The 23,926-nt window shown below is 71.5% G+C and carries 22 protein-coding genes; 3 read left to right on the top strand and 19 right to left on the bottom strand.

What is annotated here, in order from left to right; translation table 11 throughout:
- Positions 1 to 93 precede the first annotated feature (93 nt).
- The 17 genes from secF to pgsA form a co-directional block, all read right to left on the bottom strand.
- Positions 94 to 1,155, bottom strand: coding sequence for a protein translocase subunit SecF (secF, locus tag AWQ70_RS07730; protein ID WP_067172146.1), 1,062 nt, complete (start codon positions 1,153 to 1,155; stop codon positions 94 to 96).
- Positions 1,155 to 2,885 carry a protein translocase subunit SecD gene (gene secD, locus AWQ70_RS07725; protein WP_306303394.1) on the bottom strand — a complete coding sequence of 577 codons (1,731 nt, stop codon included), beginning with the start codon at positions 2,883 to 2,885 and terminating at the stop codon, positions 1,155 to 1,157. The genes secF and secD overlap by 1 nt, the downstream gene beginning before the upstream one ends.
- 42 nt (positions 2,886 to 2,927) lie before the next feature.
- Positions 2,928 to 3,353, bottom strand: coding sequence for a preprotein translocase subunit YajC (yajC, locus tag AWQ70_RS07720; RefSeq protein ID WP_084516628.1), 426 nt, complete (start codon positions 3,351 to 3,353; stop codon positions 2,928 to 2,930).
- Positions 3,354 to 3,654: 301 nt separating this feature from the next.
- Positions 3,655 to 4,725: a Holliday junction branch migration DNA helicase RuvB gene (gene ruvB / locus AWQ70_RS07715; RefSeq protein WP_067172144.1), complete on the bottom strand. Its 1,071-nt coding sequence runs from the start codon at positions 4,723 to 4,725 to the stop codon at positions 3,655 to 3,657.
- Positions 4,726 to 4,777: 52 nt separating this feature from the next.
- Positions 4,778 to 5,398 carry a Holliday junction branch migration protein RuvA gene (ruvA, locus tag AWQ70_RS07710; protein WP_067172142.1) on the bottom strand — a complete coding sequence of 207 codons (621 nt, stop codon included), beginning with the start codon at positions 5,396 to 5,398 and terminating at the stop codon, positions 4,778 to 4,780.
- Positions 5,399 to 5,492: 94 nt separating this feature from the next.
- The gene (gene ruvC, locus AWQ70_RS07705; RefSeq protein ID WP_067172298.1) at positions 5,493 to 6,062 is read right to left on the bottom strand and encodes a crossover junction endodeoxyribonuclease RuvC; all 570 of its coding nucleotides are present in this window, start codon (positions 6,060 to 6,062) and stop codon (positions 5,493 to 5,495) included.
- A 107-nt stretch (positions 6,063 to 6,169) separates the two neighbouring features.
- The gene (locus AWQ70_RS07700; RefSeq protein ID WP_067172140.1) at positions 6,170 to 7,354 is read right to left on the bottom strand and encodes a GNAT family N-acetyltransferase; all 1,185 of its coding nucleotides are present in this window, start codon (positions 7,352 to 7,354) and stop codon (positions 6,170 to 6,172) included.
- A 101-nt stretch (positions 7,355 to 7,455) separates the two neighbouring features.
- Positions 7,456 to 8,211, bottom strand: coding sequence for a YebC/PmpR family DNA-binding transcriptional regulator (locus AWQ70_RS07695; RefSeq protein WP_067172138.1), 756 nt, complete (start codon positions 8,209 to 8,211; stop codon positions 7,456 to 7,458).
- A gap of 3 nt (positions 8,212 to 8,214) precedes the next feature.
- Positions 8,215 to 8,805: a pyridoxal 5'-phosphate synthase glutaminase subunit PdxT gene (pdxT, locus tag AWQ70_RS07690; RefSeq protein ID WP_067172136.1), complete on the bottom strand. Its 591-nt coding sequence runs from the start codon at positions 8,803 to 8,805 to the stop codon at positions 8,215 to 8,217.
- 68 nt (positions 8,806 to 8,873) lie between these two features.
- On the bottom strand, positions 8,874 to 10,082 hold the full coding sequence (locus AWQ70_RS07685) for an MFS transporter (protein ID WP_084516627.1): 1,209 nt from the start codon (positions 10,080 to 10,082) through the stop codon (positions 8,874 to 8,876).
- Positions 10,083 to 10,094: 12 nt separating this feature from the next.
- A complete protein-coding gene (locus AWQ70_RS07680) occupies positions 10,095 to 10,520 on the bottom strand; it encodes a MarR family winged helix-turn-helix transcriptional regulator (RefSeq protein ID WP_067172133.1) in 426 nt (141 codons plus the stop codon).
- A 278-nt stretch (positions 10,521 to 10,798) separates the two neighbouring features.
- The gene (gene pdxS / locus AWQ70_RS07675; RefSeq protein ID WP_084516626.1) at positions 10,799 to 11,710 is read right to left on the bottom strand and encodes a pyridoxal 5'-phosphate synthase lyase subunit PdxS; all 912 of its coding nucleotides are present in this window, start codon (positions 11,708 to 11,710) and stop codon (positions 10,799 to 10,801) included.
- Between the two features lie 142 nt (positions 11,711 to 11,852).
- Positions 11,853 to 12,860, bottom strand: a complete 1,008-nt coding sequence (locus AWQ70_RS07670) for a DUF3048 domain-containing protein (protein WP_067172131.1) — start codon at positions 12,858 to 12,860, stop codon at positions 11,853 to 11,855.
- Positions 12,861 to 12,991: 131 nt separating this feature from the next.
- Complete coding sequence (locus AWQ70_RS07665) at positions 12,992 to 13,534, bottom strand: hypothetical protein (protein ID WP_067172129.1); 543 nt, start codon at positions 13,532 to 13,534, stop codon at positions 12,992 to 12,994.
- Positions 13,531 to 14,664 (bottom strand): glycosyltransferase family 4 protein, encoded by a 1,134-nt coding sequence (locus tag AWQ70_RS07660; RefSeq protein ID WP_067172127.1) that lies wholly within the window; start codon positions 14,662 to 14,664, stop codon positions 13,531 to 13,533. The genes AWQ70_RS07665 and AWQ70_RS07660 overlap by 4 nt, the downstream gene beginning before the upstream one ends.
- A gap of 13 nt (positions 14,665 to 14,677) precedes the next feature.
- The gene (locus AWQ70_RS07655; protein ID WP_084516625.1) at positions 14,678 to 15,622 is read right to left on the bottom strand and encodes a phosphatidylinositol mannoside acyltransferase; all 945 of its coding nucleotides are present in this window, start codon (positions 15,620 to 15,622) and stop codon (positions 14,678 to 14,680) included.
- Positions 15,619 to 16,227, bottom strand: a complete 609-nt coding sequence (gene pgsA / locus AWQ70_RS07650; RefSeq protein WP_067172125.1) for a phosphatidylinositol phosphate synthase — start codon at positions 16,225 to 16,227, stop codon at positions 15,619 to 15,621. Before pgsA ends, AWQ70_RS07655 begins: the two co-directional genes overlap by 4 nt.
- A gap of 263 nt (positions 16,228 to 16,490) precedes the next feature.
- Here pgsA and AWQ70_RS07645 point away from each other — a divergent pair, with 263 nt between their 5' ends.
- Complete coding sequence (locus AWQ70_RS07645; RefSeq protein ID WP_067172123.1) at positions 16,491 to 18,623, top strand: elongation factor G-like protein EF-G2; 2,133 nt, start codon at positions 16,491 to 16,493, stop codon at positions 18,621 to 18,623.
- A 131-nt stretch (positions 18,624 to 18,754) separates the two neighbouring features.
- On the top strand, positions 18,755 to 20,407 hold the full coding sequence (locus AWQ70_RS07640; RefSeq protein WP_245646822.1) for a glycoside hydrolase family 10-like protein: 1,653 nt from the start codon (positions 18,755 to 18,757) through the stop codon (positions 20,405 to 20,407).
- A gap of 106 nt (positions 20,408 to 20,513) precedes the next feature.
- Here the strand turns inward: AWQ70_RS07640 and AWQ70_RS07635 are convergent, their stop codons facing one another.
- The gene (locus tag AWQ70_RS07635) at positions 20,514 to 21,062 is read right to left on the bottom strand and encodes an HIT family protein (protein ID WP_218004455.1); all 549 of its coding nucleotides are present in this window, start codon (positions 21,060 to 21,062) and stop codon (positions 20,514 to 20,516) included.
- 143 nt (positions 21,063 to 21,205) lie between these two features.
- On the opposite strand from AWQ70_RS07635, the gene AWQ70_RS07630 reads away from it, so the two are divergent.
- Complete coding sequence (locus AWQ70_RS07630) at positions 21,206 to 21,778, top strand: Asp23/Gls24 family envelope stress response protein (protein ID WP_067172118.1); 573 nt, start codon at positions 21,206 to 21,208, stop codon at positions 21,776 to 21,778.
- A gap of 88 nt (positions 21,779 to 21,866) precedes the next feature.
- Here AWQ70_RS07630 and thrS read toward each other — a convergent pair whose 3' ends face one another.
- Positions 21,867 to 23,837 (bottom strand): threonine--tRNA ligase, encoded by a 1,971-nt coding sequence (gene thrS / locus AWQ70_RS07625; RefSeq protein WP_067172115.1) that lies wholly within the window; start codon positions 23,835 to 23,837, stop codon positions 21,867 to 21,869.
- Between the last annotated feature and the right edge of the window lie 89 nt (positions 23,838 to 23,926).

Here is a 23,926-nt window from a genome sequence, read left to right as displayed (position 1 = left end):
TGAGGACGGCGCCCCCGCGTCCGCCCGCGATGCCGGGCATCGCGGGAGCGGCACAGGAGCGCCGTCGCCGTCTTTACGCGTCAACCGTACCGGTCAGCGCTTCTTGCGTTTGTCGTCCTCCGACGCCGCGGCGCCGTTCTGCGAGCTCGCGCCCACCGTCTGCTTGGACCCGCGCGCGTCGGCGGCGGCCGCCTTGGCGGCGGAGGCCTCGCGCTGGGCCACCCGCTTGGCCAGGGCCTGCCACTGCGGCTCGCGCTCCTTGAGCGTGACCAGGATCGGCGTGGCCACGCACAGCGAGGAGTAGGTGCCGACGACCATGCCGACGAACAGCGCCAGGGACAGGTCCTTCAGCGTGCCCGCGCCGAGCAGCGTGGTCCCGATGAACAGGATCGCCGCGACCGGCAGGATCGCGACCAGCGAGGTGTTCAGCGAGCGGATCAGCGTGTGGCTGAGCGCGTTGTTCGCGGCCTGCGTGTAGGTCATCTTCGCGCTTGTGCCGAGCTTGCCCGTCACTTCCTTGATCATGTCGAAGACGACGACCGCGTCGTACAGCGAGTAGCCGAGGATCGTGAGGAAGCCCAGCATGGTGGCCGGGGTGACCTCGAAGCCGGACCAGGCGTAGATGCCCGCGGTGATCACGAGGTCGTGGACGAGGGCCACGATGGCGGCGAGCGCCATCCGCCACTCGAACGCGAGGCTGAGGTACAGCATGATCGCGAGCATGAAGACCGCCAGGCCGATCCACGCCTTCTTGGCGACCTCGCCGCCCCAGGTCGCGCCGATGACCTGGGTGCTGACCTCGTCCACGTCGACGTGGTACTTCTTCGCGACCGCCTGCTGGACCTTGGGGACCTCGTTGGTGTCCAGGCTCTCGGTGGTGACACGCCAGTTCGGCCCGGCCTGCTGGACGATGACCTGGTGCACGCCCTCCTCGTGGATGGTCTCCCTGACCTCCTCGACGCTGGAGCTCGCCGCGCGCGGGAACTCGAAGACCGAGCCGCCCCGGAACTCGACGCCGAGGTTCAGGCCGTGGATGACCATGCCCAGGATGGAGACCGCCATCAGCAGGGCCGACAGGCCGTACCAGAGCTTCCGCTTGCCGACGAAGTCGATGTCGATGTCGCCGCGGTACAGGCGGCTGATAATGCCCGGCATCACGCCTCCTGCAGGGTCTGCTCGGTGCCGCTGGTACGGCCCATGCGCTCGGCGTCGAGCCCGGACAGCTTGTGGCCCTTGGAGAAGAACCTCAGCCGCGCGGCCAGCGACATGAGCGGCTTGGTGAAGAGGAAGACCACCACGATGTCGATGAGCGTGGTCAGGCCCATCGCGAACGCGAACCCGGCGACGCCGCCGACGGCGAGGAAGTAGAGCACCACCGCGGCGATGAACATGACCGCGTCCGCGACCAGGATCGTGCGCTTCGCCCTCCGCCAGGCGACCTCGACGGCGGCGCGGAGGGTGCGCCTGCCTTCCTTGATCTCGTCGCGGATGCGTTCGAAGTAGACGATGAACGAGTCCGCGGTGATGCCGATCGAGACCACGAGGCCGATGATGTGCGGCAGCGACCATCGGAAACCGACGTTCGCGCTGAGGACGGCCACCGACAGATAGGTGACGATCGTCGCGACCCCGAGGCTGGCGATGCCGATCGCGCCGAGGCCCCGGTAGTAGAGCAGCAGGTAGACCATGACGATCAGCAGGCCGATCGCGCCGGAGATGAGGCCGCCGCGGAGCTGGTCCTGGCCGAGGGTCGAGGAGACGGAGACGACGGAGCTCTGCACGAACTTGAGCGGCAGGGCGCCGTACTTGAGCTGGTCGGCGAGCTCGGTCGCGGTCTGCTGGGTGAAGCCGCCCGAGATCTCGGTCTTGCCGCCGGGGATCCGGCCGTTCGAGGCGGGGGCGGTGATCACGAGGCCGTCGAGGACGACGCCGATCTGGTTGCGCGGCGGCTGGGCGCCGAAGGCCTTGGCGGTGAGGTCGCTCCACTGCGACGCGCCCTGGCTCTTGAAGTCGAGGTTGACCACCCACTCGCCCGTGTCCTGGCGTACGCCGGCGGACGCGGTGGTGATCTGGGAGCCCTGCACGGCGGCCTTGTCGAGGATGTACCTCGCGGTGCCGTCCTGGCTGCAGGCGACGATCTGCTTGTTCGGGTCGTCCTGGGCGCCCTGGCCGCGGTTCTTCGCCGAGCAGTCGATGGTGCGGAACCGCTGCAGCGTGGCCGGGTCGATGCCGGTGAGGTCCTGCCCGGCGAGCGGGTCCTCCTCACCCGCGGGGGCCGAGGGCGTCGGTGTCGGCGACGGGGCCGCCTTGCCCCGTGTCCCCGCCTCCGACTTCTCGCCGGTCGCGGTATGCGACCTCGCCCGCCTCGTCACCGTGGGCGTCGGAGTGGGCTCGGCGAGCGCCTTGGAGACCGCGCGCCCCGCCGGCGAGGCGCCGGCGGACGGGGTGACCGCCGGCGAGTTCGGCGTGGCGGCGGTCGTGGGCAGGGTGGCCGGCGGCGTCGAGGCCGCGGCCACCGCGAGCACCTGGCGGAAGCGCATCTCCGCGGTGGTGGCGACCAGCTTGATCGCCTCGTCACGGCCGGCGCCGGGAACCGAGATGACGATGTTGTCACCGGATCTGGCGACCTCGGCGTCCGAGATGCCGGTGCCGTTCACGCGGTCCCGGATGATGCTGACGGCGCGGTCGAGGCTCTCCTGCGGAGGCGCCTTGCCGTCGGACGTCACGGGCGACAGCGTCACCGTCGTGCCGCCCGCGAGGTCGAGACCGAACTTGGGGACGAACGCCTTCTGGAAGACGACCGTCGCCCCCATGGCGAGGATGATCACCAGAAGTGCCAGGAGCGTGCGTCCCGGCTTGATCTGGCTACTGGTCGGTGGGGCCACTGGTGGTCGATTCTTTCGTCAAGGGATCTTGAGTGAGCGTACTCAGGACTGCTTGGTGCTCGAATCCTTGGCTCCCCCGTTTTCGGGGGTCTCGACCACCGGCTCGCCCTTGTCCTTCTGAATGTCCTCATGGGCGTCCTCGCGAACACCCTCTTCCGCCACGGACTGGGAAGAATCCGCCTCGTCGTCGGCCGGACCGTCGACGGGCGTCACAACGCGGCCGATCGCCGCCTTGACCCAGCGGGTCTCCACGCCCGGCGCGATCTCCAGGATGACGTCCTCGTCCTGGAGGCCCACCACGGTGCCGAACAGACCGGTGGTGGTCATGACACGCGCGCCCGGCGTGAGCGAGTTCTGCATCTGCAGCTGCTCCTGCTGCCGCTTGCGCTGCGGGCGGATCAACAGGAAGTAGAACACCACTACCAGCAAGATCAGTGGCAGAAACGTCCCAAGCGGGTTGTTGCCCACGGGGGCCACCTTCCATTACGTGATGAACCGGCTTGACGCCGGAGGTCCAGTTACGCCTTTGAGCGCGGAGGCCGCGTCGCCGAGAAGTGTCAGCGTAAGCGGCCGGTCAAGCCACGCAGTGTAGGCGAGCCGCTCGAAGAGCGGCAACGAACCCACGATATGGCACGCGGGAAAGTGCCCATTTCAGCGTCTTTGCAACCGATCTGTGACCAAGCGGGGGTGATGCGTCCTTCGTGCCTGACTTCCCGACGCCCCGATATTTCTCGCTCATTCAAGAAATACGGCTTTCCTCGCCGGCCATTCACCGCTCCGGCGCGTTCCGCTCGTCATCCAGGGGGACCGGAGGGACCGGCGCGGCGCCGAAGGCGTCGGGCGGCGGGACCAGGCCGAGGTGCGTCCAGGCCGCCGCCGTCGCCACGCGGCCCCGGGGAGTGCGGGCGAGCAGGCCCTGCCGTACGAGGAACGGCTCGGCCACCACCTCCACGGTCTCCGGCTCCTCCCCCACCGCCACCGCGAGCGTGGACAGCCCCACCGGCCCGCCGCCGAACTTGCGCAGCAGCGCCCCCAGCACGGCGCGGTCGAGCCGGTCCAGGCCCTCGCCGTCCACCTCGTACAGGTTGAGCGCGGCGGCGGCGATCTCACGGGTGATCACGCCCTCGGCGCGCACCTCGGAGAAGTCGCGGACCCGGCGCAGCAGGCGGTTCGCGATGCGGGGGGTGCCGCGCGACCGGCGCGCGATCTCGTGCGCGCCCTCGGGGGGCAGCTCGACGGACAGCAGCCGCGCCGACCTGCTCAGCACCTGCTCCAGCTCGGCCACGTCGTAGAAGTCCATGTGGGCGGTGAACCCGAAGCGGTCGCGCAGCGGCGCGGGGAGCAGTCCCGCCCGCGTGGTCGCCCCGACCAGGGTGAACGGCGCGATGTCGAGCGGGATGGAGGTGGCCCCCGGCCCCTTGCCGACGACGATGTCGACCCGGAAATCCTCCATCGCGAGGTACAACATCTCCTCGGCCGGGCGGGCCATGCGGTGGATCTCGTCGATGAAGAGGACCTCGCCCTCCGACAACGTCGAGAGGATCGCCGCCAGGTCTCCGGCGCGTTCCAGAGCCGGGCCCGAGGTCATCCGCAGCGGCGCGCCCAGCTCGGCCGCGATGATCATGGCGAGGGTGGTCTTGCCCAGGCCGGGACCGCCGCTCATCAGCACGTGGTCCGGCGGCCGGTTGCGGCGCAGGGCGCTCTCCAGCACCAGCGAGAGCTGCTCCCGCACCCGCCCCTGACCGATGAACTCCTCCAGCCTGCGGGGGCGCAGCGCCGCCTCGATGGCGTGCTCGTCCCCTTCGGCGTCGGGCGACACCAGGTCGCGCTCGATGCTCACCACTGCCTCCCCCGGGCGCGCCCGCGGCGCGTTGGAACGGTCATCCGGCCGGTCACCGTACGCTCAGCGCGCGCAGGGCCGACTTGAGCAGCACGGCCACCTGGGGGGACCGCCCGGCGGCCACCTCGGCGTCGGCCTCGGGCGCCACCGCGGCGACGGCCTCGTCGGCGTCCCTGGCGGAGTATCCGAGGCCGACCAGGCCGGAGTGGACCTGGTCCCGCCAGGGAGGGGCCGCGGCGGCGCCGCCCAGCGCGGCGTTGACCGCCTCGTCCGGCGTGCCCAGCTTGCCCTTGAGCTCCAGGACGATGCGCTGGGCGCCCTTCTGCCCGATGCCGGGGACCATGGTGAGCGCCTTGATGTCGGCGGTCGCGACGGCGGTGCGCAGCGCGGCGGGCGTGTGCACCGCCAGCATGGCGAGCGCGATGCGGGGCCCGACGCCGCTCGCCGTCTGCACCATCTCGAACACGGCCCGCTCGTCGTCGGAGGCGAAGCCGTACAGCGTGAGCGACTCCTCGCGGACGACGAGCGAGGTGGCGAGCCTGCCGGGCTCGCCCACGCGCAGGCCGGCCAGCGTGCCGGGCGTGCAGTGCACCAGCACGCCGACGCCGCCGACCTCGATCACGGCGGCCTCAGGCCCGATCCCGGTCACCCGGCCCGCCACGGATGCGATCACTGCGCGCTCCCTCCCCCAACGGCCCGCCCGGCCTCGCGGACCACAGTCCTACCAGAAGCGGCCGACATCCCGCCGTCCGGCGACCGTACGGCGGTCACCGCCCGGCCCCGGGGTGGCGGTAGCCGGGTGGGAGCGCGACTGCGGCGCCGGGCCTCCCCTTGGCCGCGAGGGCCTGGGCCAGCCGGTTCTGCACGCCGCCGCGCCAGACGTGGCAGATGGCGAGGGCCAGGGCGTCGGCGGCGTCGGCCGGCTTGGGCATCGCGTCGAGCCTGAGCACCCGGGTCACCATCGCGCCGACCTGCTTCTTGTCGGCGTTGCCGTTCCCGGTGACGGCCGCCTTGACCTCGCTCGGGGTGTGCAGGGCGACCGGCAGGCCGCGGCGCGCGGCGCAGGTGATGGCGACCGCCGACGCCTGCGCGGTGCCCATGACGGTGCGCACGTTGTGCTGGGCGAAGACGCGCTCCACGGCCACCGCGTCGGGCCGGATCTCGTCCAGCCAGCGCTCGATCTCGGCTTCGATGGCGACCAGCCGCGCGCCGATGTCGTCCTCGGCGGGCGTGCGCACGACGCCGACGGCCAGCATCCGCAGTTGCGCCCCGGGACGGCCCTCGACCGCCCCGAGGCCGCACCGGGTCAGCCCCGGATCGACCCCCATCACCCTCAGCTCGGGCAATCGCACCGGAACGCCTCCCCGGGTCGGTTCTTCGCGAACACGTGTTCGGCGCAGAACTCTACTCCCGGCGGAGGCGTGAGATCACGGGTAAGCGCGGATCAGAAGTAGTCGAGCATGTACGCGGTGCATCGGAACGCCGCGTCGAGCGCCTCGTCGTCCTCCGCCGTACCGCCCGACACGAGGCCGGTGCGCCGCAGCGTCGCCATGGAGACGCCCGCGAACAGCGCGGACAGGCCGCCGATGCCGAAGGCGGGTCCGGCCTCCGCGGCCGGCGTTCCCGTGGTGGGGGTGCCGGTGATGGGGGTGACGGCCCCCTCTCCCGAGGAGACCTCCAGCCGCCAGGATCCGCTGTTCGCCGGACGCTGCGGATCCTCGACGCGGATCGGCGTGTCCAGCGAGACCCCGGAGGGGAAGCCGCGCCGGGCGACGGCGGCGGGAAGGTCGATCACGCGGAACATCCAGCGCGTCTGGCGGATCTCGTCCTTCGACCGCTCGCGGACCAGCCAGAGCACCGGGTCGTCCGGCTCGACGACCGCCGTGACCGACTTGGCGATCGACGAGGCGGAGCCGACCAGCGACCAGAGGGCCCGCGCGGTGGTCTCCGACTCGGCCAGGCAGCTGTCGACCTCGATGTCGCCGCCGCTCCACCGGTAGATCACGAAGCCGTCGTCGGCGATGTAGCAGAAGTCGTCGTCCTCGGCCAGCCACAGCCGCCAGAGGCGCTCGTCGTAGCAGACCGGGCCCGAGGCGCGGGTCGCGGCGTTGATCCGGCCGATGGTCGCGATCAGCTCCGGCGCGTCGTCCGGGCCCATCCGGCGCAGCTTGACGCCGGGGGCGCCCGCGCCGAGCGCGCGCAGCGCCTCGGTGGGAAGGGTGACCCGGGTCAGGCCGCCCACGTGCTCCCAGCCCATGCCGCGGTAGAGCGGCGTGGTGGCCGGGTAGAGCGCGGAGACGGCGTCGCCGAGATCGGCCGCGCGCTCGATGACGGCCTGCATGAGCGCCCGCCCCACGCCGCGGCCGCGGTCCTCCGGCGCGACGGTGACGCCCGCCACGCCGCCCATCGGCATCGGGCGGCCGTGCCACCACTGGGTGAACGCGTTGATCCGGGCGGTCGCGACCAGACGGGGACCGTCGAAGGCGCCGATGTACCGCCCGGTCGGAAGCACGGGCAGCACCACCTGACGCCATGTCTCGGCGTCGGAGCCGGACAGGGGTCCGAAGGCCCGCTTACGGTTGTCGAGCACCGCGTCGAGATCGTCGGCGGTGAGATCACGGATGTCCACGATGGCACAAACTATGCGGTTCGCCGGTCCGTCGCCAACCGTATTTCCACCCGGCCCCGCGCGTCCCGGACGCCGCCGGGCCGCGGGGTCGCAAGGAGGGCCTACGCCTCCAGCTTCTCCATGATCTCGTCGGAGACGTCGAAGTTGGCCCAGACGTTCTGCACGTCGTCGCTGTCCTCGAGGGCGTCGATGAGGCGGAAGACCTTGCGCGCGCCCTCCTCGTCGAGCGGGATGTTCATGCTCGGCAGGAAGCTCTGCTCGGCCGACTCGTACTCGATGCCGGCGTCCTGGAGGGCGGAGCGGACCTCGACCAGGTTCGTGGCCTCGGACACCACCTCGAAGGACTCGCCGAGGTCGTTGACCTCCTCGGCCCCCGCGTCGAGGACGGCCATCAGCACGTCGTCCTCGGAGAGGTCGCCGGCCTTCGGCACGAGGACGACACCCTTGCGGTTGAACATGTACGCCACGGAGCCGGGGTCGGCCAGCGAGCCGCCGTTGCGGGTCAGCGCGACGCGGACCTCGGACGCCGCCCGGTTGCGGTTGTCGGTGAGGCACTCGATCAGCACGGCGACGCCGCCCGGGGCGTAGCCCTCGTACATGATGGTCTGCCAGTCGGCGCCGCCGGCCTCGAGGCCGCCGCCGCGCTTGCGCGCCCGCTCGATGTTGTCGATGGGGACGGAGTTCTTGCGCGCCTTCGTGATGGCGTCGTACAGAGTCGGGTTGCCGTCCGGGTCGGGGCCGCCGGTCCGGGCCGCGACCTCGATGTTCTTGATGAGCTTGGCGAACAGCTTGCCGCGCTTGGAGTCGAGCGCGGCCTTCTTGTGCTTCGTCGTCGCCCATTTGGAGTGGCCGGACATCGCCTAGAACTCCCTCACCATTTCGACAAAATACGAGTGGACCCGCGCGTCACCCGTCAGTTCCGGGTGGAAGGACGTCGCGAGCAGAGGCCCCTGTCGGACCGCGACGATCCTACCCCCGGGCTCGGCCCTGCCCAGCACCTCCACGTCGGCTCCGACGGACTCGACCCAGGGCGCGCGGATGAAGACCGCCCGGACGGGGCCGCTACCGGCGAAGTCGAGGTCGGCCTCGAAGGAGTCGACCTGGCGGCCGAAGGCGTTGCGGCGCACGACCATGTCGATGCCGCCCAGCGTCTCCTGGCCCTCGACGCCGCCCTCGATGCGGTCGGCCAGCATGATCATCCCGGCGCACGAGCCGTACGCGGGCAGACCTTCCTTGATCCGCAGCTTGAGCGGTTCGAGCAGGTCGAACGCGGTCGCGAGCTTCCACATCGCGGTGGACTCCCCGCCGGGGATGACCAGCGCGTCGACCGCGTCCAGTTCGCTCCTGCGGCGTACGGCCATCGCCCTCGCGCCCGCGTCCTCGAGGGCGCGGGCGTGCTCGCGTACGTCGCCCTGCAGGGCGAGCACGCCGATCAGCGGCGCAGTCGTCACGATCGTCCTTTCGTCCGGCGGTGGTTCAAGCGTAGAACCAAGGCGCAGAACGTCCCAAACCGCACGATTTATGCCTGGGCGGGCGACGCGTCGCGGAATGTGTGGTCGATGTCCACGTGGTCGAGCGCGGCCAGGTGACGCCGCCGGGCGAACAGGATCACGATGCCGACCACGCAGCAGGCCGCTCCCAGGTAGTACGGCACCGCCTCGCCGAGTTCCTCGCCCAGCTTCGTCACGATGTACGGCGCGAGCGCCCCGCCCATCCAGCGGACGAAGTTGTAGCCGGCCGAGGCGACCGGACGGGGCGCGTCCGACACCTCCATCGCGGCCTCGGTGAAGATGGTGTTGTTGAACCCGATCGGGATGCCGCACAGGATGACGAAGACCACGGTCCCGGCCTGCCCGGAGAGGGCGATGCCCACCTGGAGGACGGCCAGCAGCGCGAGGGACAGCAGCAGCACGCGGACCGATCCGAGGCGGCGCTGCAGCCACGGCGCGCCGAAGACGGACGCCAGCGCGACGCAGACGCCCCACCCGAAGAACACCGCGCCGATGCCGTACGCCGACATGCCGAGGATGAACGGCGTGAACGCCAGCACGGTGAAGAACGCGAAGTTGTAGAAGAGCGCGGTGAACGCGGTGGTGGACAGGCCCCCGTGGGCCAGCGCGCGGATCGGGTCGCTCAGCCGGGTGCGCACGGCCGGCTTCGGCGTCGCCTTGAGCATGGTCACGATCAGGACGAACCCGGCGGCCATCAGCGTCGAGGTGCCGAAGAAGGGCGCGCGCCAGTTCCAGTCGCCGAGCAGCGCCCCGACCAGCGGGCCGAGGGAGATGCCGAGGCCGAGGGCGGCCTCGTAGAGGATGATGGCCTTCTCCGCGCCTCCGGTGGCCGCGCCCACGATCACCGCGAGCGCCGTGGCCACGAACAGCGCGTTGCCGAGGCCCCATCCGGCGCGGAAGCCGACGAGCTGCTCGACCGTGCCGGAGGTGCCGGCCAGCGCGGCGAAGACGACCACGAGCGCGAGGCCGAGCAGCAGGGTGCGCTTGCCGCCGATCCGGCTGGAGAACCAGCCGGTGACCAGCATCGCGATCGCGGTGACCAGGAAGTAGCTGGTGAACAGCAGTGACACCTGGCTGGGCGTGGCGTGCAGGCCCTGCGCGATCGACGGGAGGATGGGGTCGACGAGCCCGATCCCCATGAAGGCCACCACGGCGGCGAACGCGGTGGCCCATACGGAGAGGGGCTGGCGGAGGATGCCGCCGGATTGCTGCGACAAGGTGGTGCTCCTTCAGCTTCGGCCGAGCTTGGCGAGGGCGGGGAGGGCGACGTCGATCGCGGCGCGCTCCTCGGGGGTGAGGGAGCCGAGCTGGCGGCTGAGATAGCCGATCCTGGCCTCCCGTACGGCGTGCAGGCGGGCGCGGCCCTCGCCGGTGAGCTCGACGGTGCGCACGCGGGCGTCGGACGGGTCGGCGGCGCGCGCCACGAGCCCGGCGTCCTCCAGCCGGTTGATCTGCACCGTCATCGTGGGGAGCTGCACCGCGTGCTCCTCGGCCAGCTCGGTCATCCGCCGCCCGCCGCCCTCCAGGGAGCCGAGCACGGAGTACTGCTGGGTGGTGATCGGCTGGCCCGCGGTGGTGCGGCGCAGCAGCAGCACCAGGTGGCGCAGCTCGCGGGACAGGCGCTCGGCGAGCGCCCCCGTGTCATCCGTCGTCATAGTTAGTCATACTAACTTAGTCTGTCTAACTATTTGGAGGCAGGGGTACCGGAACGTCCCCCGGATCAGGTGGCGGAATCGGGTCGTGCCGCCGCGCGACCCGCGCGCCGGCCTCCACGCCCACGGGCGCGGGTGCTCGCCGGGAGAGCCGGCGGCCGTGCCCGTCATCGCCGGCGTCGTCCGCCGACGCGTGGATCCGGGGCGCGCAAAGCCGAAACGGCGGCCCCCATGACGGGGGCCGCCGTTTCACGCCAGGCTCGGCCGCGGGGCCGAAGCGGTCACCAGCCGCGCTCGGCCAGCCGGTGCGGCACCGGGATCTCGTCGACGTTGATGCCGACCATCGCCTCGCCCAGACCGCGCGACACCTTCGCGACCACGTCCGGGTCGTCGTAGAACGTGGTGGCCTTGACGATGGCGGCGGCGCGCTTGGCCGGGTCGCCCGACTTGAAGATGCCGGAGCCGACGAAGACGCCCTCGGCGCCGAGCTGCATCATCATCGCGGCGTCGGCCGGCGTGGCGATGCCGCCCGCGGTGAACAGCACGACCGGCAGCTTGCCGGTCTTGGCCACCTCCGCGACCAGCTCGTACGGCGCCTGCAGCTCCTTGGCCGCGACGTACAGCTCGTCCTCGGCCAGCGAGGTGAGCCGCCGGATCTCGGCGCGGATGGTGCGCATGTGGGTGACGGCGTTGGAGACGTCGCCGGTGCCGGCCTCGCCCTTGGACCGGATCATCGCGGCGCCCTCGGTGATGCGGCGCAGCGCCTCGCCCAGGTTGGTGGCCCCGCACACGAACGGAACGGTGAAACGCCACTTGTCGATGTGGTTGGCGTAGTCGGCCGGGGTGAGCACCTCGGACTCGTCGATGTAGTCGACGCCGAGCGCCTGCAGCACCTGGGCCTCGACGAAGTGGCCGATGCGGGCCTTGGCCATGACCGGGATCGACACCGCGGCGACGATGCCCTCGATCATGTCGGGGTCACTCATCCGGGACACCCCGCCCTGGGCGCGGATGTCGGCGGGCACCCGCTCCAGCGCCATGACCGCGACCGCTCCCGCGTCCTCGGCGATCTTGGCCTGCTCGGGAGTGACGACGTCCATGATGACGCCGCCCTTGAGCATCTCGGCCATGCCGCGCTTCACGCGGGACGTGCCGACGGCGGTCTCGTTGACTTCGGGCGTGCTGCTGGACACGTTGCTACCTCACGACGGCTGACCAATGGAATCCCCTCCATGTTAGGTCCTGACCGAAGCTTGGCTTGACGCACCATCCTGTACGGGTTGATCCCGCTTTTTATACGCTCTGCCCACCCCCGCCGGACCGGGCCGCGAGGCATCAGGGGGCGATGGGCTTGCGCGAGGCGAGCACGACCCAGACCTGGCCGCGCGCGAACGGCATCGGCGACCCGTCGGCCATGGTGTAGGTGGTGCCCTCCTCCTCGGACGGGCGCTCCCACCTGACCTTGTACGCCATGCCGTCCCGCAGCACGACTCCGGTGCCCTTGCCCACGCTGTGGACCAGGGGCGTGTAGCTGCCGGTGAAGTCGTGGAACTCCGACCTCTCGGTCTTGACCCACTGCACCACGATCGTCGGCGCGCCCTGCTGGCCGCCCTCGGCCGCCATGTCCTTCTTGCCGTCCTGGCTGACCAGCCAGCGCTTCTGCGCCTCGGACCAGGCGAACTCGAAGTTCGCCGCGGGGTAGCGGACACGCACCTTCTTCTGCGCCACTCCCCCGGCCGGCGGCTCGTCGGAGAACACGAAGCCGATGTCGCCCGCCTTGCTCGCCTGCGACGCCTTCGCGAGCAGCTTCTTCGGCGTCCCGAACAGGTTGTACGGCGCGTACCGGCCCTGCGCCCGGAAGTAGGCGCCGGGCGCGCTGCTGTCGGACACGTCGAACAGCGACGCCTTCTGCACGTACGGGATCATCTTGGTCTGCACGCCGGAGTAGGACAGCGCGGGTTTGCCGAACTGCGGCAGGATGTGCAGGTCGGAGATCCGGGCGCTGCGCACCGGCCCCACCTCGGCGGGCAGCTTCGACGAGAAGATCGCCATGAGGCGGGTGAGGCCGCCCTCGACCTGCTCGACGTAGACGATGTCGGCGCTGCGCACGCCCATCTGCGGCTTGCCGGCGGAGGTGTTCTCGATCTTCACGGCGAGCACGGGCCGGCGCTGGGCGACCGGGCGGCCCGTGAAGGGGTGCTCGGGCGGCGGCGTGGGCGACGGGGAGGCGGTCGCCGCCTGCGGCTCCGCGACGGGCGGCGCGTCGCTGTCGGAGGAGCACGCTGCGCCGGCGAGAACCGCCCCAAGACCAAGCGTGACACCGATCACCCGTTGCGCCCGCACCCTCAGCTCCTCACTTGGAGAACCGGCCGGACCGACGGGGAACGCCGCCTCCGCACCGGCTCACGCCGCCGAAATGGCAACGAGCTTACCGGCGTCGGATAGTAGATCCCGCTTGGAACGGTCAAAACCCACTATTCCGCGGCAAGTGCCGCCGGAGGCGCGTCGTCGATCTCGAAGAACCGAGGATATTCCGTGTGACCGGCCAGCCTGAGGGTGCGCGCGAGCCATCGGCGTTGCGCCGTACGGGTGACGTCGACCGCGTTGTTGTAGAAGCGCCGGGAGTAGACGACCTTCGCGACCGCCGCGTCCAGCTCGTCGAGCAGCTCGGGCCCCGCCGGGTGCTCGGCCAGCCTCTCCCGGAACCGGTCCTGGCCGACGACCGCGCGCAGCGCCCTGGACAGGTCGCTCTCGGCGTGCTCGCGCTCGTCCGGCCCCGCCGTACGGGCCTCATGGGCGGAGGCGGCGAGCACGAGCGAGGTCGCGGGGTCGAGGATGCGCGACCCGGCGAGCTCCAGGCAGACGGCGGCCCGCATCAGGAGGGACGCGTCCAGCGCCGCCTGCGCGGTCTCCAGCCGGATGTGCAGCCGGTCGAGCCGGCCGGCCCGCCAGGAGATGTACACGGCGGTGAGCACGACGAGCACGCCCACCACGAGGATCAGGACGGTGGTCGTCACTGCGCGTCGTCCTCCACCACTCCGGCGGCCGCGTCGGTCACGGTCTCGTAGACGCGGGACACGTCGCGGGCGACGGTGGACCAGTCGTACTTGCGGACCGCCTGCCGCGCCTCGTCGGACAGCTTGGCGCGCCGCCCGGGGTCGTCGAGGAGCCGGGCCGCCTCCTTCGCCAGGGCGTCCGGGTCGCCGGTGGCGAACAGGGCTCCGGCCTGGCCGTCCCCGAGCACGCGGCGGAAGGCCGGGATGTCGCTGGCCAGGATGGGCGCCCCGGCCGACATCGCCTCGGTGAGCACGATGCCGAAGCTCTCGCCGCCCAGGTTGGGCGCGCAGAAGACGTCCACCGAGTGGTAGGCGCGCACCTTGTCGGCCTCGCTGACCATGCCGAGCAGCCCGACCCGGTCGTGCAGCCGCTCGGGCAGGCGGCCGAGCACGTCGTCCGCGTCGCCGGGGCCCGCGATCAGCAGGCGGACGCCCGGCCGCTCGTCGGCGAGGGACGCGAAGGCCGACAGCAGGACCGGCAGCCCCTTGCGCGGCTCGTCCATCCGGCCGAGGAAGCCGATGACGCCGCCGTCCGGCCCCCAGCCGGGCAGCGGCTCGGCGTCGGCGTACCGGCCGACGGTGACGCCGTTGGGGATCAGCACGGCGTCGCCGCCGAGGTGCTCGACCAGCGTCTTGCGCGCCGCGTCGGAGACCGCGATCCTCCCGGTGATCTTCTCGAGCGCGCTCTGCAGCATCGGCGCGGCCACCGACATGGCGCGGGACCGCTCGTAGGAGGCGTGGAACGTCGCCACGATCGGCCCGCGCGCCACCCAGCAGGCGAGCAGGCCGAGGGACGGCACGGCGGGCTCGTGGACGTGCAGCACGTCGAACCGGCCCTCGCGGATCCACTTGCGCACCCGGCCGGCCGACAGGAAGCCGAACGCCAGCCGCGCCACCGACCCGTTGTACGGCACCGGCACGGCCCGGCCGGCCGAGACGACGTACGGTTCGAGCGGGGCGTCGTCCCCCGCCGGGGCGATCACCGAGACGAAGTGTCCGTCGGCGATGAGCGCCTCGGCGAGGTCGCGCACATGGGCCTGCACACCGCCGGGGACCTCCCAGGTGTACGGGCAGACGATGCCGATCCTCATGCCGCGCCGGCCCTCATGCCGCGTCCGCGGGTCGGGGCTCCAGGTCGTCGAGCCACAACCGCTGGAGCATGTGCCAGTCCTCCGGGTGCTCGGCGATGCCCTTCTCGAAGACGGACGCCATGCTCTGGGTCATGGCGGCGACCTTGTCCCGGCGCGTGCCCTCCTCGGGGACCGGGATCTCCTCGTGGACCCGCAGCCCCCACCCCGACTCCTCGAACCACAGGATGGCGGGCAGCAGGGCCGCACCGGTCTGGACGGCGAGCAGCGCGGGCCCGGGGACCATGCGGGTGCGCGCGCCGAAGAAGTCGACCTCCACGCCCGAGGCGGTCAGGTCGCGGTCGGCGGGCAGGCAGACCGCGCGGCCCGCCCGCAGCCGCTGGGCGAGCGTGCCGAACGCCATGCCGCTGCCGCCGTCCTTGCCGGTGAGCGGCAGCACCTCCATGCCCAGGCTCTGGCGGTAGGCGAGGAAGCGCTCGAACAGGGACTCGGGCTTGAGGCGCTCGGCCACCGTGGTGAAGGGGTGGCCCTTGTGCACCAGCCAGGCCCCGGCGACGTCCCAGTTGCCCATGTGCGGCAGGGCGAGCACCACGCCGCGGCCCCTGGCGAGGTTGTCGAAGATCGCCTGCTCGCCGGTGGCGCGGGTGCCGGTGAGGATCCGCTCGCGGCTCATCGAGGGGAGGCGGAACGCCTCGACCCAGTAACGGAAGTAGGAGCGCAGGCCCGCCCTGCTCAGCTCGCGCACCGAGGCGGCCGAGGCGTCGGCTCCGGTGACGCGGGACAGGTTGGACTCCAGCCGGCGCACGGCCTTGCCGCGCCTGCGCCACATCACGTCGGCGATGACCTGGAAGATCCATCCGGCCAGGCGCTCGGGGAGGCGCCGGACCACCGCCCAGCCCGCGGCGTAGCTCGCCGCGACGATCCGGTCGGCTACGGGGAGACGCCCGCCGGGGGCCTTCACCTGACCACCGCCTGTCGGTAGACGTGGACCATGCGCTGGACGACCGTGACCGCGCTCGCCGCCGCGAGCAGCCACAGCCCGGCCGCCAGGATGTACGGCACGCCCAGGCCCGAGAGTCCGGTCGCGACGAGGATGACGACGAGCCGTTCGCCGCGCTCGGCGATGCCGACGTTGGCGGTCATCCCGAGCCCTTCCGCGCGGGCCTTCGCGTATGACACCAATGCTCCCGCGACGAGGCAGAAGAGCGCCAGGCCCGCGAGGACGATCTCCTGCTCGTCCTCAAGGATGAAGTGGAGGATGAGCCCGGAGAAGATGGCGGCGTCGCCGAGCCGGTCGAGCGTCGAGTCCAGGAAGGCGCCCCACCTGCTGCCCGTGCCGCCGCTCATCCGGGCGAGCACGCCGTCGAGCAGGTCGGCGAGGACGAAGACGGTGATCGCGGCCGCCCCCCAGAAGAGGTGGCCCATGGGGAAAAGGGTCAGTGCCGCGGCCACCACGCCCAGCGTGCCGACCGCGGTGACGACGTCGGGGGATATCCCGTGGCGGGCGAGCACCCGCCCCAGGGGGGTCAGCACTCGGGTGACGGCGGGGCGCAGGACGTTCAGCATCGCGCTCCGATCGTAGGCCATGGAACGCCTGGTGAGGCGAGCAAGGCCATTCCGCCGAAAGGTCTTGTGATCTGCGCCACATGGGTAAATGGTGAGAACACGCGCCTGGGATTCCCGGCGGGAGGACGGCCGGCCGGTCCGGCCCCTCCCGGTGGTTCCGCCGCCGGGCACGACCCGGGGCGAAGTGCCCCCGGCGTCCGGGGCGCGCGCAGCGACGGCAGAGCGGCCGGCGCCCCCGGCCGCTCGCAGATCCGGGAGGCGAAGTGGCGGAGAAGGCGAACGTCGGCCCAGCAGGGGCCGCGGGCAGGGCACCCTCGGCCGATCGGCCGGACATGGTGCGCAATGTCGTGCTGGTCGGCCATTCCGGAGCCGGCAAGACCACGCTGGTCGAGGCGCTGCTGGCGGCCACGGGCACCGTCCCGCGCCCCGGCCGCGTCGAGGAGGGCACCACGGTCAGCGACTTCGACGAGGTGGAGGTGCGCCAGCAGCGCTCGGTCAACCTCTCCCTCGCCCCCGCCGTCCACAACGGCATCAAGATCAATCTCCTGGACACGCCCGGGTACGCGGACTTCGTCGGCGACCTGCGCGCCGGGCTCCGGGCGGCGGACGCGGCGCTCTTCGTCGTCTCCGCCGTCGACGGCGTGGACGGGCTCACGCGGATGCTCTGGGAGGAGTGCGGCCTGGTCGGGATGCCGCGCGCGGTGGTCATCACCAAGATCGACCACCATCGCGCCGACTTCGACGAGGTGCTCGCGAGCTGTCAGGACGCGTTCGGCGACGGCGTCGCCCCGCTGTACCTGCCGGTCGACGGCAGGGGGCTGCTCGGGCTGCTGTCCCAGCGGTTCCTCGACTACTCCGGCGGCGCCCGCACCGAGCGGGAGCCCGACCAGGAGCAGCTCGCCCTGATCGAGCAGTACCGCGGCGACCTGATCGAGGGGATCATCCAGGAGAGCGAGGACGAGACCCTGATGGACCGCTACCTCTCGGGCGAGTCCATCGACACCAAGATCCTGATCGACGACCTCGAGAAGGCGGTCGCGCGGGCCAGCTTCCATCCCGTGCTGGCCACCGCCCCGGGGACGGGCATGATCGAGCTTCTCGAGATCATCACGCAGGGTTTCCCCTCACCGCTCGAGCACCCGCTGCCCGAGATCACCACGATCGACGGCAAGGCCGTGACGGATGTCACCGGCGACCCCGACGGGCCGCTGGTGGCCGAGGTCGTCAAGACCACGAGCGACCCGTACGTCGGCCGGATCAGCCTGGTCCGGGTGTTCTCCGGGACGCTGCGCCCGGACATGGCCGTCCACGTGTCGGGGCACGGCCTCGCCGACCGCGGGCACGAGGACCACGACGTGGACGAGCGCATCGGCGGGCTCAGCTCGCCGCTGGGCAAGACGCAGCGCCCGGTGCCCAAGTGCGTGGCCGGCGACATCTGCGCCATCGCGAAGTTGTCCAGGGCCGAGACCGGCGACACCCTCTCGGACCGGGAGCGTCCGCTGCTGATGAGGTCCTGGGACATGCCCGACCCGCTGCTGCCGGTCGCGATCCGCGCCCGGTCCAAGGCGGACGAGGACAAGCTCAGCCAGGCGCTGGCCCGGCTCGTGGCCGAGGACCCGACGCTCCGGCTGGAGAACAACCCCGAGACCCGCCAGCTCGTGCTCTGGTGCATGGGAGAGGCGCACGCCGACGTCCTGCTCGACCGGATGTCCCGGCGGTACGGTGTCGAGGTGGAGCGGGTGCCGCTCCGGGTGCCGCTCCGCGAGACGTTCGGCGGCCGGGCCCAGGGCATGGGACGCAACGTCAAGCAGACCGGCGGCCACGGGCAGTACGCCATCTGCCACATCGAGGTCGAGCCGCTGCCCTCCGGCGGCGGGCTGGAGTTCGTCGACAAGATCGTCGGCGGCGTCGTGCCCCGCCAGTTCATCCCGTCCGTGGAGAAGGGCGTGCGGGCGCAGATGGAGCGGGGGGTGCTGGCCGGATATCCGGTGGTGGACATCCGGGTCACCCTCTACGACGGCAAGGCCCACTCCGTCGACTCCTCGGACATGGCCTTCCAGATCGCCGGGCAGCTCGCGCTGAAGGAGGCGGCGGGCAAGGTGCCGACGCTGCTGCTCGAACCCGTGGACGAGGTCTCCGTCCTGGTGTCCGACGAGTTCGTGGGCGCCGTCATGTCCGACCTGTCCGCGCGTCGCGGCCGGGTGCTCGGCAGCGAGCCGGCCGGAGCGGGACGCACCCTCGTCAGGGCCGAGGTCCCCGAGCTGGAGATCACCCGGTACGCGGTGGACCTGCGCTCGATGTCCCACGGGACGGGGACGTTCCACCGGGACTTCCTGCGCTACGAGCCGCTCCCGGCCCACCTCGCGGACAAGGTCGCCGCGTCCGCCGAGCACTGATCCCTCACCCGGCGGCCGGGCGGCGGTCCTCCGCCGCCCGGCCGCCGGTACGGGACGATTCCCCGCGTTTTCCCCATCGGGTTTCCTCATCGGGCCGAACCATCCTCCGGTCGATGCCACACTGATGTCCCATGGCGAATCGGGAGGGCCGCCGCATGCGGGCGAGCAGTGAGGAACGCGCGCCGGAACGGCCGCGCTCGATACGTGGCCCGCTGCTGGCGAGCCTGGTCGTCGCCACGGCGAGCGCCGGGGCGGCCTACGCCTTCGGCCCCGAGCCCGCCCCCAAGAAGACCACGACGGTGCGGGCGGCCGCGGCCGCGGAGACCTGCACGGCGAGCGGCACCCGCCCCAAGCGGCAGCTCCGCGGCGTGTGGATCGCGACCGTGCACAACTCCGACTGGCCGTCCAAGCCCGGCCTCACCCCCGCCAGGCAGCGGGCCGAGTACGTCACGATCCTCGACAACGCGGTGAAGCGCCGGCTCAACGCGGTGTTCGTCCAGGTCCGCCCGGAGTCCGACGCGCTCTACCGCTCCTCGCTCGAACCGTGGTCGAAGTACCTCACCGGCAGCGCGGGCAGGGATCCGGGCTGGGACCCGCTGCCGTTCCTGATCTCCGAGGCGCACAAGCGCGGCCTGGAGTTCCACGCCTGGTTCAACCCGTACCGGGCGGCGTACGAGACGGACGTGTCGGCGCTGCCGGCCCGGCACCCGGCGCGGGTCCACCCCGACTGGACGGTCAAGCACGAGGGGCGGCTCTACTACAACCCGGGCCTGCCGCAGGTGCGCGACTGGGTGACCAAGGTCGTCACCGACGTGGTGCGCCGCTACGACGTGGACGGGGTCCACTTCGACGACTACTTCTATCCGTATCCGGGCAACGGCACGCGGTTCGCCGACGCCGCGACCCACGCGAAGTACGGCAAGGGCGTCAAGCTGGCCGACTGGCGCCGGGACAACGTCAACGAGCTCGTCGCGCAGGTGTCCCGCGCGGTGCACGGGACGAAGGCGTACGTGAAGTTCGGCATCAGCCCGTTCGGCATCTGGCGTAACAAGTCGGACGATCCCAAGGGCTCGGCCACGAACGGCATGTCGGCCTACGACGCGATCTACGCCGACGCGAAGGCGTGGATCAAGGCCGGGTCGGTGGACTACCTGATCCCGCAGCTCTACTGGCCGCGCGGGTTCGCCGCGGCGGACTACGACGCGCTGGTGCCCTGGTGGGCCGAGGCGGTGCGCGGCACCGACGTCGACCTCTACATCGGCCAGGCGCTCTACCGCGTCGGCACGAAGGACACCCCCGCCTGGACGAAGCCGGCGGAGATGCCCTCCCATCTGACCGTGAACCGGCGGTACCCCGAGGTGAAGGGCGACGTGTACTTCAGCGCGGCGGGGCTGGCCGCGAACCCGCTGGGCGTGCTGGACCGGATCGTCAAGAACCACTACGCCCAGCCCGCGCTGCTTCCGCTGATCAAGGGGCTGCCGTCCGGGCCCCCCGCCGCCCCGGCGAACCTGAAGGCCTCCTCGGGGACCCTGACCTGGGCCGCGGCGCCCGGCGCCCGGGCGTACGCCGTGTACCGGATCGGCGCCGGGAAGGGCGGCAAGAAGGACGCGGGCGGCGGGAGCGCCGGCTGCGCGACCGTGGACGCGCGGCACCTGGTGGCGGTCGTCCCCGCCGACGGCAGCCCGGCGTACGCGGCCGGCGAGAGCGGCGACTACTACGTCACCGCCCTCGACCGGCTGAACAACGAGAGTCCCGCCGCCCACCTCGCGGTCACGCTCCCCTGAGCGTGACCCGCCCCCGACGTCCCGGGGGCGGGGTTCTCGGACGCGCGGGGCCGGGCGCCCGCGAGCGGGCCGCGGGGACGCGGCATGCTCGGCGGCGCGGCGGTTCTCAGGCGGCGGGCCAGGCGTCGGCGAGCAGGTCGCGCGTGTCGCGCAGGAGCTGCGGCAGCACCTTGGTCTGCCCGACGACCGGCATGAAGTTCGTGTCGCCGCCCCATCGGGGTACCACGTGCTGGTGCAGGTGGGCGGCGATGCCCGCGCCCGCGACCTGGCCCAGGTTCATGCCGACGTTGAACCCCTGGGCGCCGCTCGCCTTGCGGAGCGCCTGCAGCGACCGCTTGGTGAAGTCGGCCAGCTCGGCGGTCTCGGCCTCGTCCAGGTCGGCGTAGTCCGCGACGTGCCGGTACGGGCACACCATCAGGTGGCCCGAGTTGTACGGATAGAGGTTGAGCACGGCGAACACGGCGGAGCCCCGGGCCACGATGAGGCCGTCCTCGTCGCTCATCGCGGGGATCTCGCAGAAGGGGCAGCCGTCCCCGGGGCCCGACCCGCTGGGCTTGTTCTCGCCCTTGATGTAGGCCATGCGGTGCGGAGTCCAGAGCCTCCCAAACGCGTCAGGCACTCCCGCTCCCGGCTGCAGCTCCGGCTCGTTCGTCATGCGGGCCAGCATATTGCGGCCCATGGCGGCGGTCGCGAACGGCTCCATCGACATCCTCAGATGCCGGATAAATCACACCATGTTCCGGCAGAATCACGTCCTGAGCGAGCCCACGGATCGTCGATTCTCCGAGGAGTGTTCACATGCCCGATGTCGCCACCGTCGAGGGACCGGTCGAGGAGTCGGCCGGGGCACCGGTCGAGGAGCGGACCGAGGAGCGGATCGAGGAGCCGCCCGGCGGCCCGGCCGATCCGAGCGATCCGGGCGATCACGCGGGTCTCGGCGAGGCGGACGACGGCGGGTCCGGTCTGCTCGGCGCGTCCGTCGTGAAGGGCCGCATCAAGGTGGCCGACGAGGTGGTCGAGAAGGTCGCCGCGCTCGCCGCGCTGGAGATCCCCGGCGTCGCCGACCTGGGCGGCGACTTCGAGCGCGCCTTCGAGGCGGTCCGGGACCGCATCGGCGTCGGCTCCAAGCGGGCGACCCAGGGGGTGCGCGCCCAGATCGAGAACCAGCAGGTGGCGGTGGACGTGACCATCGTCATCGTGTACGGGCACGTGGTCATGGACGTCGCCGCCGAGGTCAAGGTCAACGTGGCCAGGTCGGTGAGCCGGATGCTGGGGATGCGGGTCGTCGAGGTCAACGTGACCGTGGACGACGTGCGCCTGCCGGGCGAGGGGCGCGGCGGCCACCCCGCCGAGGACGACGACCGGGCCTGAGCGCCGCCGGGCGCGTCCCCTCCGGGACGCGGGAGCCCCCGCCGCCCGTGATGGGCGGCGGGGGCTCGCGACGGATGATCGGGCGTGATCAGACCTGGATCCGGCGGTCGATCGCGTCGACGATCTCGGCGATCGCCTCGTCGATCGGGACGCCGTTCTTCTGCTCGCCGTTCCGGTAGCGGAAGGAGACGGCGCCGCCGGCGATGTCGTCGTCACCGGCGAGCAGCATGAACGGCACCTTGGCCTTCTGCGCGTTGCGGATCTTCTTCTGCATCCGGTCGTCGGCCGTGTCGATCTCGACCCGGACACCCTGCTCCCGCAGCCGCTTGGCGACATCCTGCAGGTAGGGGGCGTGCGCGTCGGCGATCGGGATGCCGACGACCTGGACCGGGGCCAGCCAGGGAGGGAACGCGCCCGCGTAGTGCTCGGTGAGCACGCCCAGGAAACGCTCGACGGAGCCGAACAGCGCCCGGTGGATCATGACCGGGGTCTGCCTGCTGCCGTCCGCCGCCTGGTACTCCAGGCCGAACCGCTTGGGCTGGTTCAGGTCGAGCTGGATGGTGGACAACTGCCAGGTGCGGCCGATCGCGTCCTTGGCCTGAACGGAGATCTTCGGCCCGTAGAAGGCCGCGCCGCCCGGGTCGTCCACCAGCTCCAGCCCCGACTCGGTGGCCACCTGGCGCAGCGCCTCGGTCGCCTCGTCCCACTCGGCGGGGTCGCCGATGAACTTCTCGGAGTCGTCGCGGGTGGACAGCTCCAGGTAGAAGTCCGACAGCCCGAAATCGCGCAGCACGCTGAGCACGAACCTCAGCAGCGACTTGATCTCGTCGGCCATCTGCTCCCTGGTGGTGTAGATGTGCGCGTCGTCCTGCGTCATGCCGCGCACCCGGGTCAGCCCGTGCACCACACCCGACTTCTCGTACCGGTAGACCGAGCCGAACTCGCACAGCCGCAGCGGCAGCTCACGGTAGGAACGCCCCCGCGCCCGGAAGATCAGGTTGTGCATGGGGCAGTTCATCGGCTTGACGCGGTACTCGATGCCCTCCAGCTCGAAGGCCGGGAACATGTCGTCGGCGTACCAGGGAAGGTGGCCCGAGGTCTCGAAGAGCGACGACTTGGTGATGTGCGGGGTGTTGACGAACTCGTACCCCGCCTCCGCCTGCCGCCGGCGCATGTAGTCTTCCATCTCCTTGCGGATGATCCCGCCCTTGGGATGGAAGAGCGGGAGGCCGCTGCCCAGCTCCGGCGGGAAGCTGAACAGGTCGAGCTCCGCGCCGAGCTTGCGGTGGTCGCGCTTCTCGGCCTCTTCGAGCATGCGCAGGTAGTCGTCCTGCTTCTCGCGCGACTCCCAGGCGGTGCCGTAGATGCGCTGGAGCTGCGGGTTCTTCTCGCTGCCCCGCCAGTAGGCCCCGCCGCTGCGCATCAGCTTGAACGCCGGGATGACCCGGGTGGTCGGCAGGTGCGGGCCGCGGCACAGGTCCTTCCAGCACAGCTCGCCGGACTTCGGGTCGAGGTTGTCGTAGATGGTGAGCTGCCCGGCGCCCACCTCGACGCTCTCCTCGTCGGCGGCGCCGCCCTTGAGCCCGATCAGCTCCAGCTTGTACGGCTCGGCGGCGAGCTCCTCGCGGGCGTCCTCGTCGCTGACGGGACGCCGCTGGAAGGTCTGGCCCTGCTTGACGATCTCGCGCATGCGCTTCTCGACGCGCTTGAGGTCGTCGGGGGTGAAGGGCTCCTTGACGTCGAAGTCGTAGTAGAAGCCGTTCTCCACGGGCGGGCCGATGCCGAGCTTCGCCTCGGGGAAGATCTCCTGGACGGCCTGGGCCATCACGTGGGCGGTGGAGTGGCGCAGGATCGCCCGGCCGTCGGCGCTGTCGATGGCGACCGGCTCGACGACGTCGCCGTCGGCCACCTCGGCGGCCAGGTCACGCAACTCGCCGTTGACCCTGGCGGCGATGACCGACCGGCCGTCGGCGTCGAGCGCCTCCCCGGCCGTCGTGCCCGCCGCCACCACGCGCTCGGCTCCGGCGAGGGTGATGCGTATTTCGAGGGCGGCAGACACGGTAGCTCCTTGCTCGATTCCCGATGGCTGAGACGGCCGATGGATGCCCGCGCCGGAGTGCGACGCGCTCGCGGCACCCCACCTTCCGA

It is taken from the genome of Microtetraspora niveoalba, assembly GCF_001570405.1.
Taxonomy (GTDB): Bacteria; Actinomycetota; Actinomycetes; order Streptosporangiales; family Streptosporangiaceae; genus Microtetraspora; species Microtetraspora niveoalba.
Note: the sequence above shows the minus strand (reverse complement) of the source record. Positions and strands in the feature narration are given on the sequence as shown.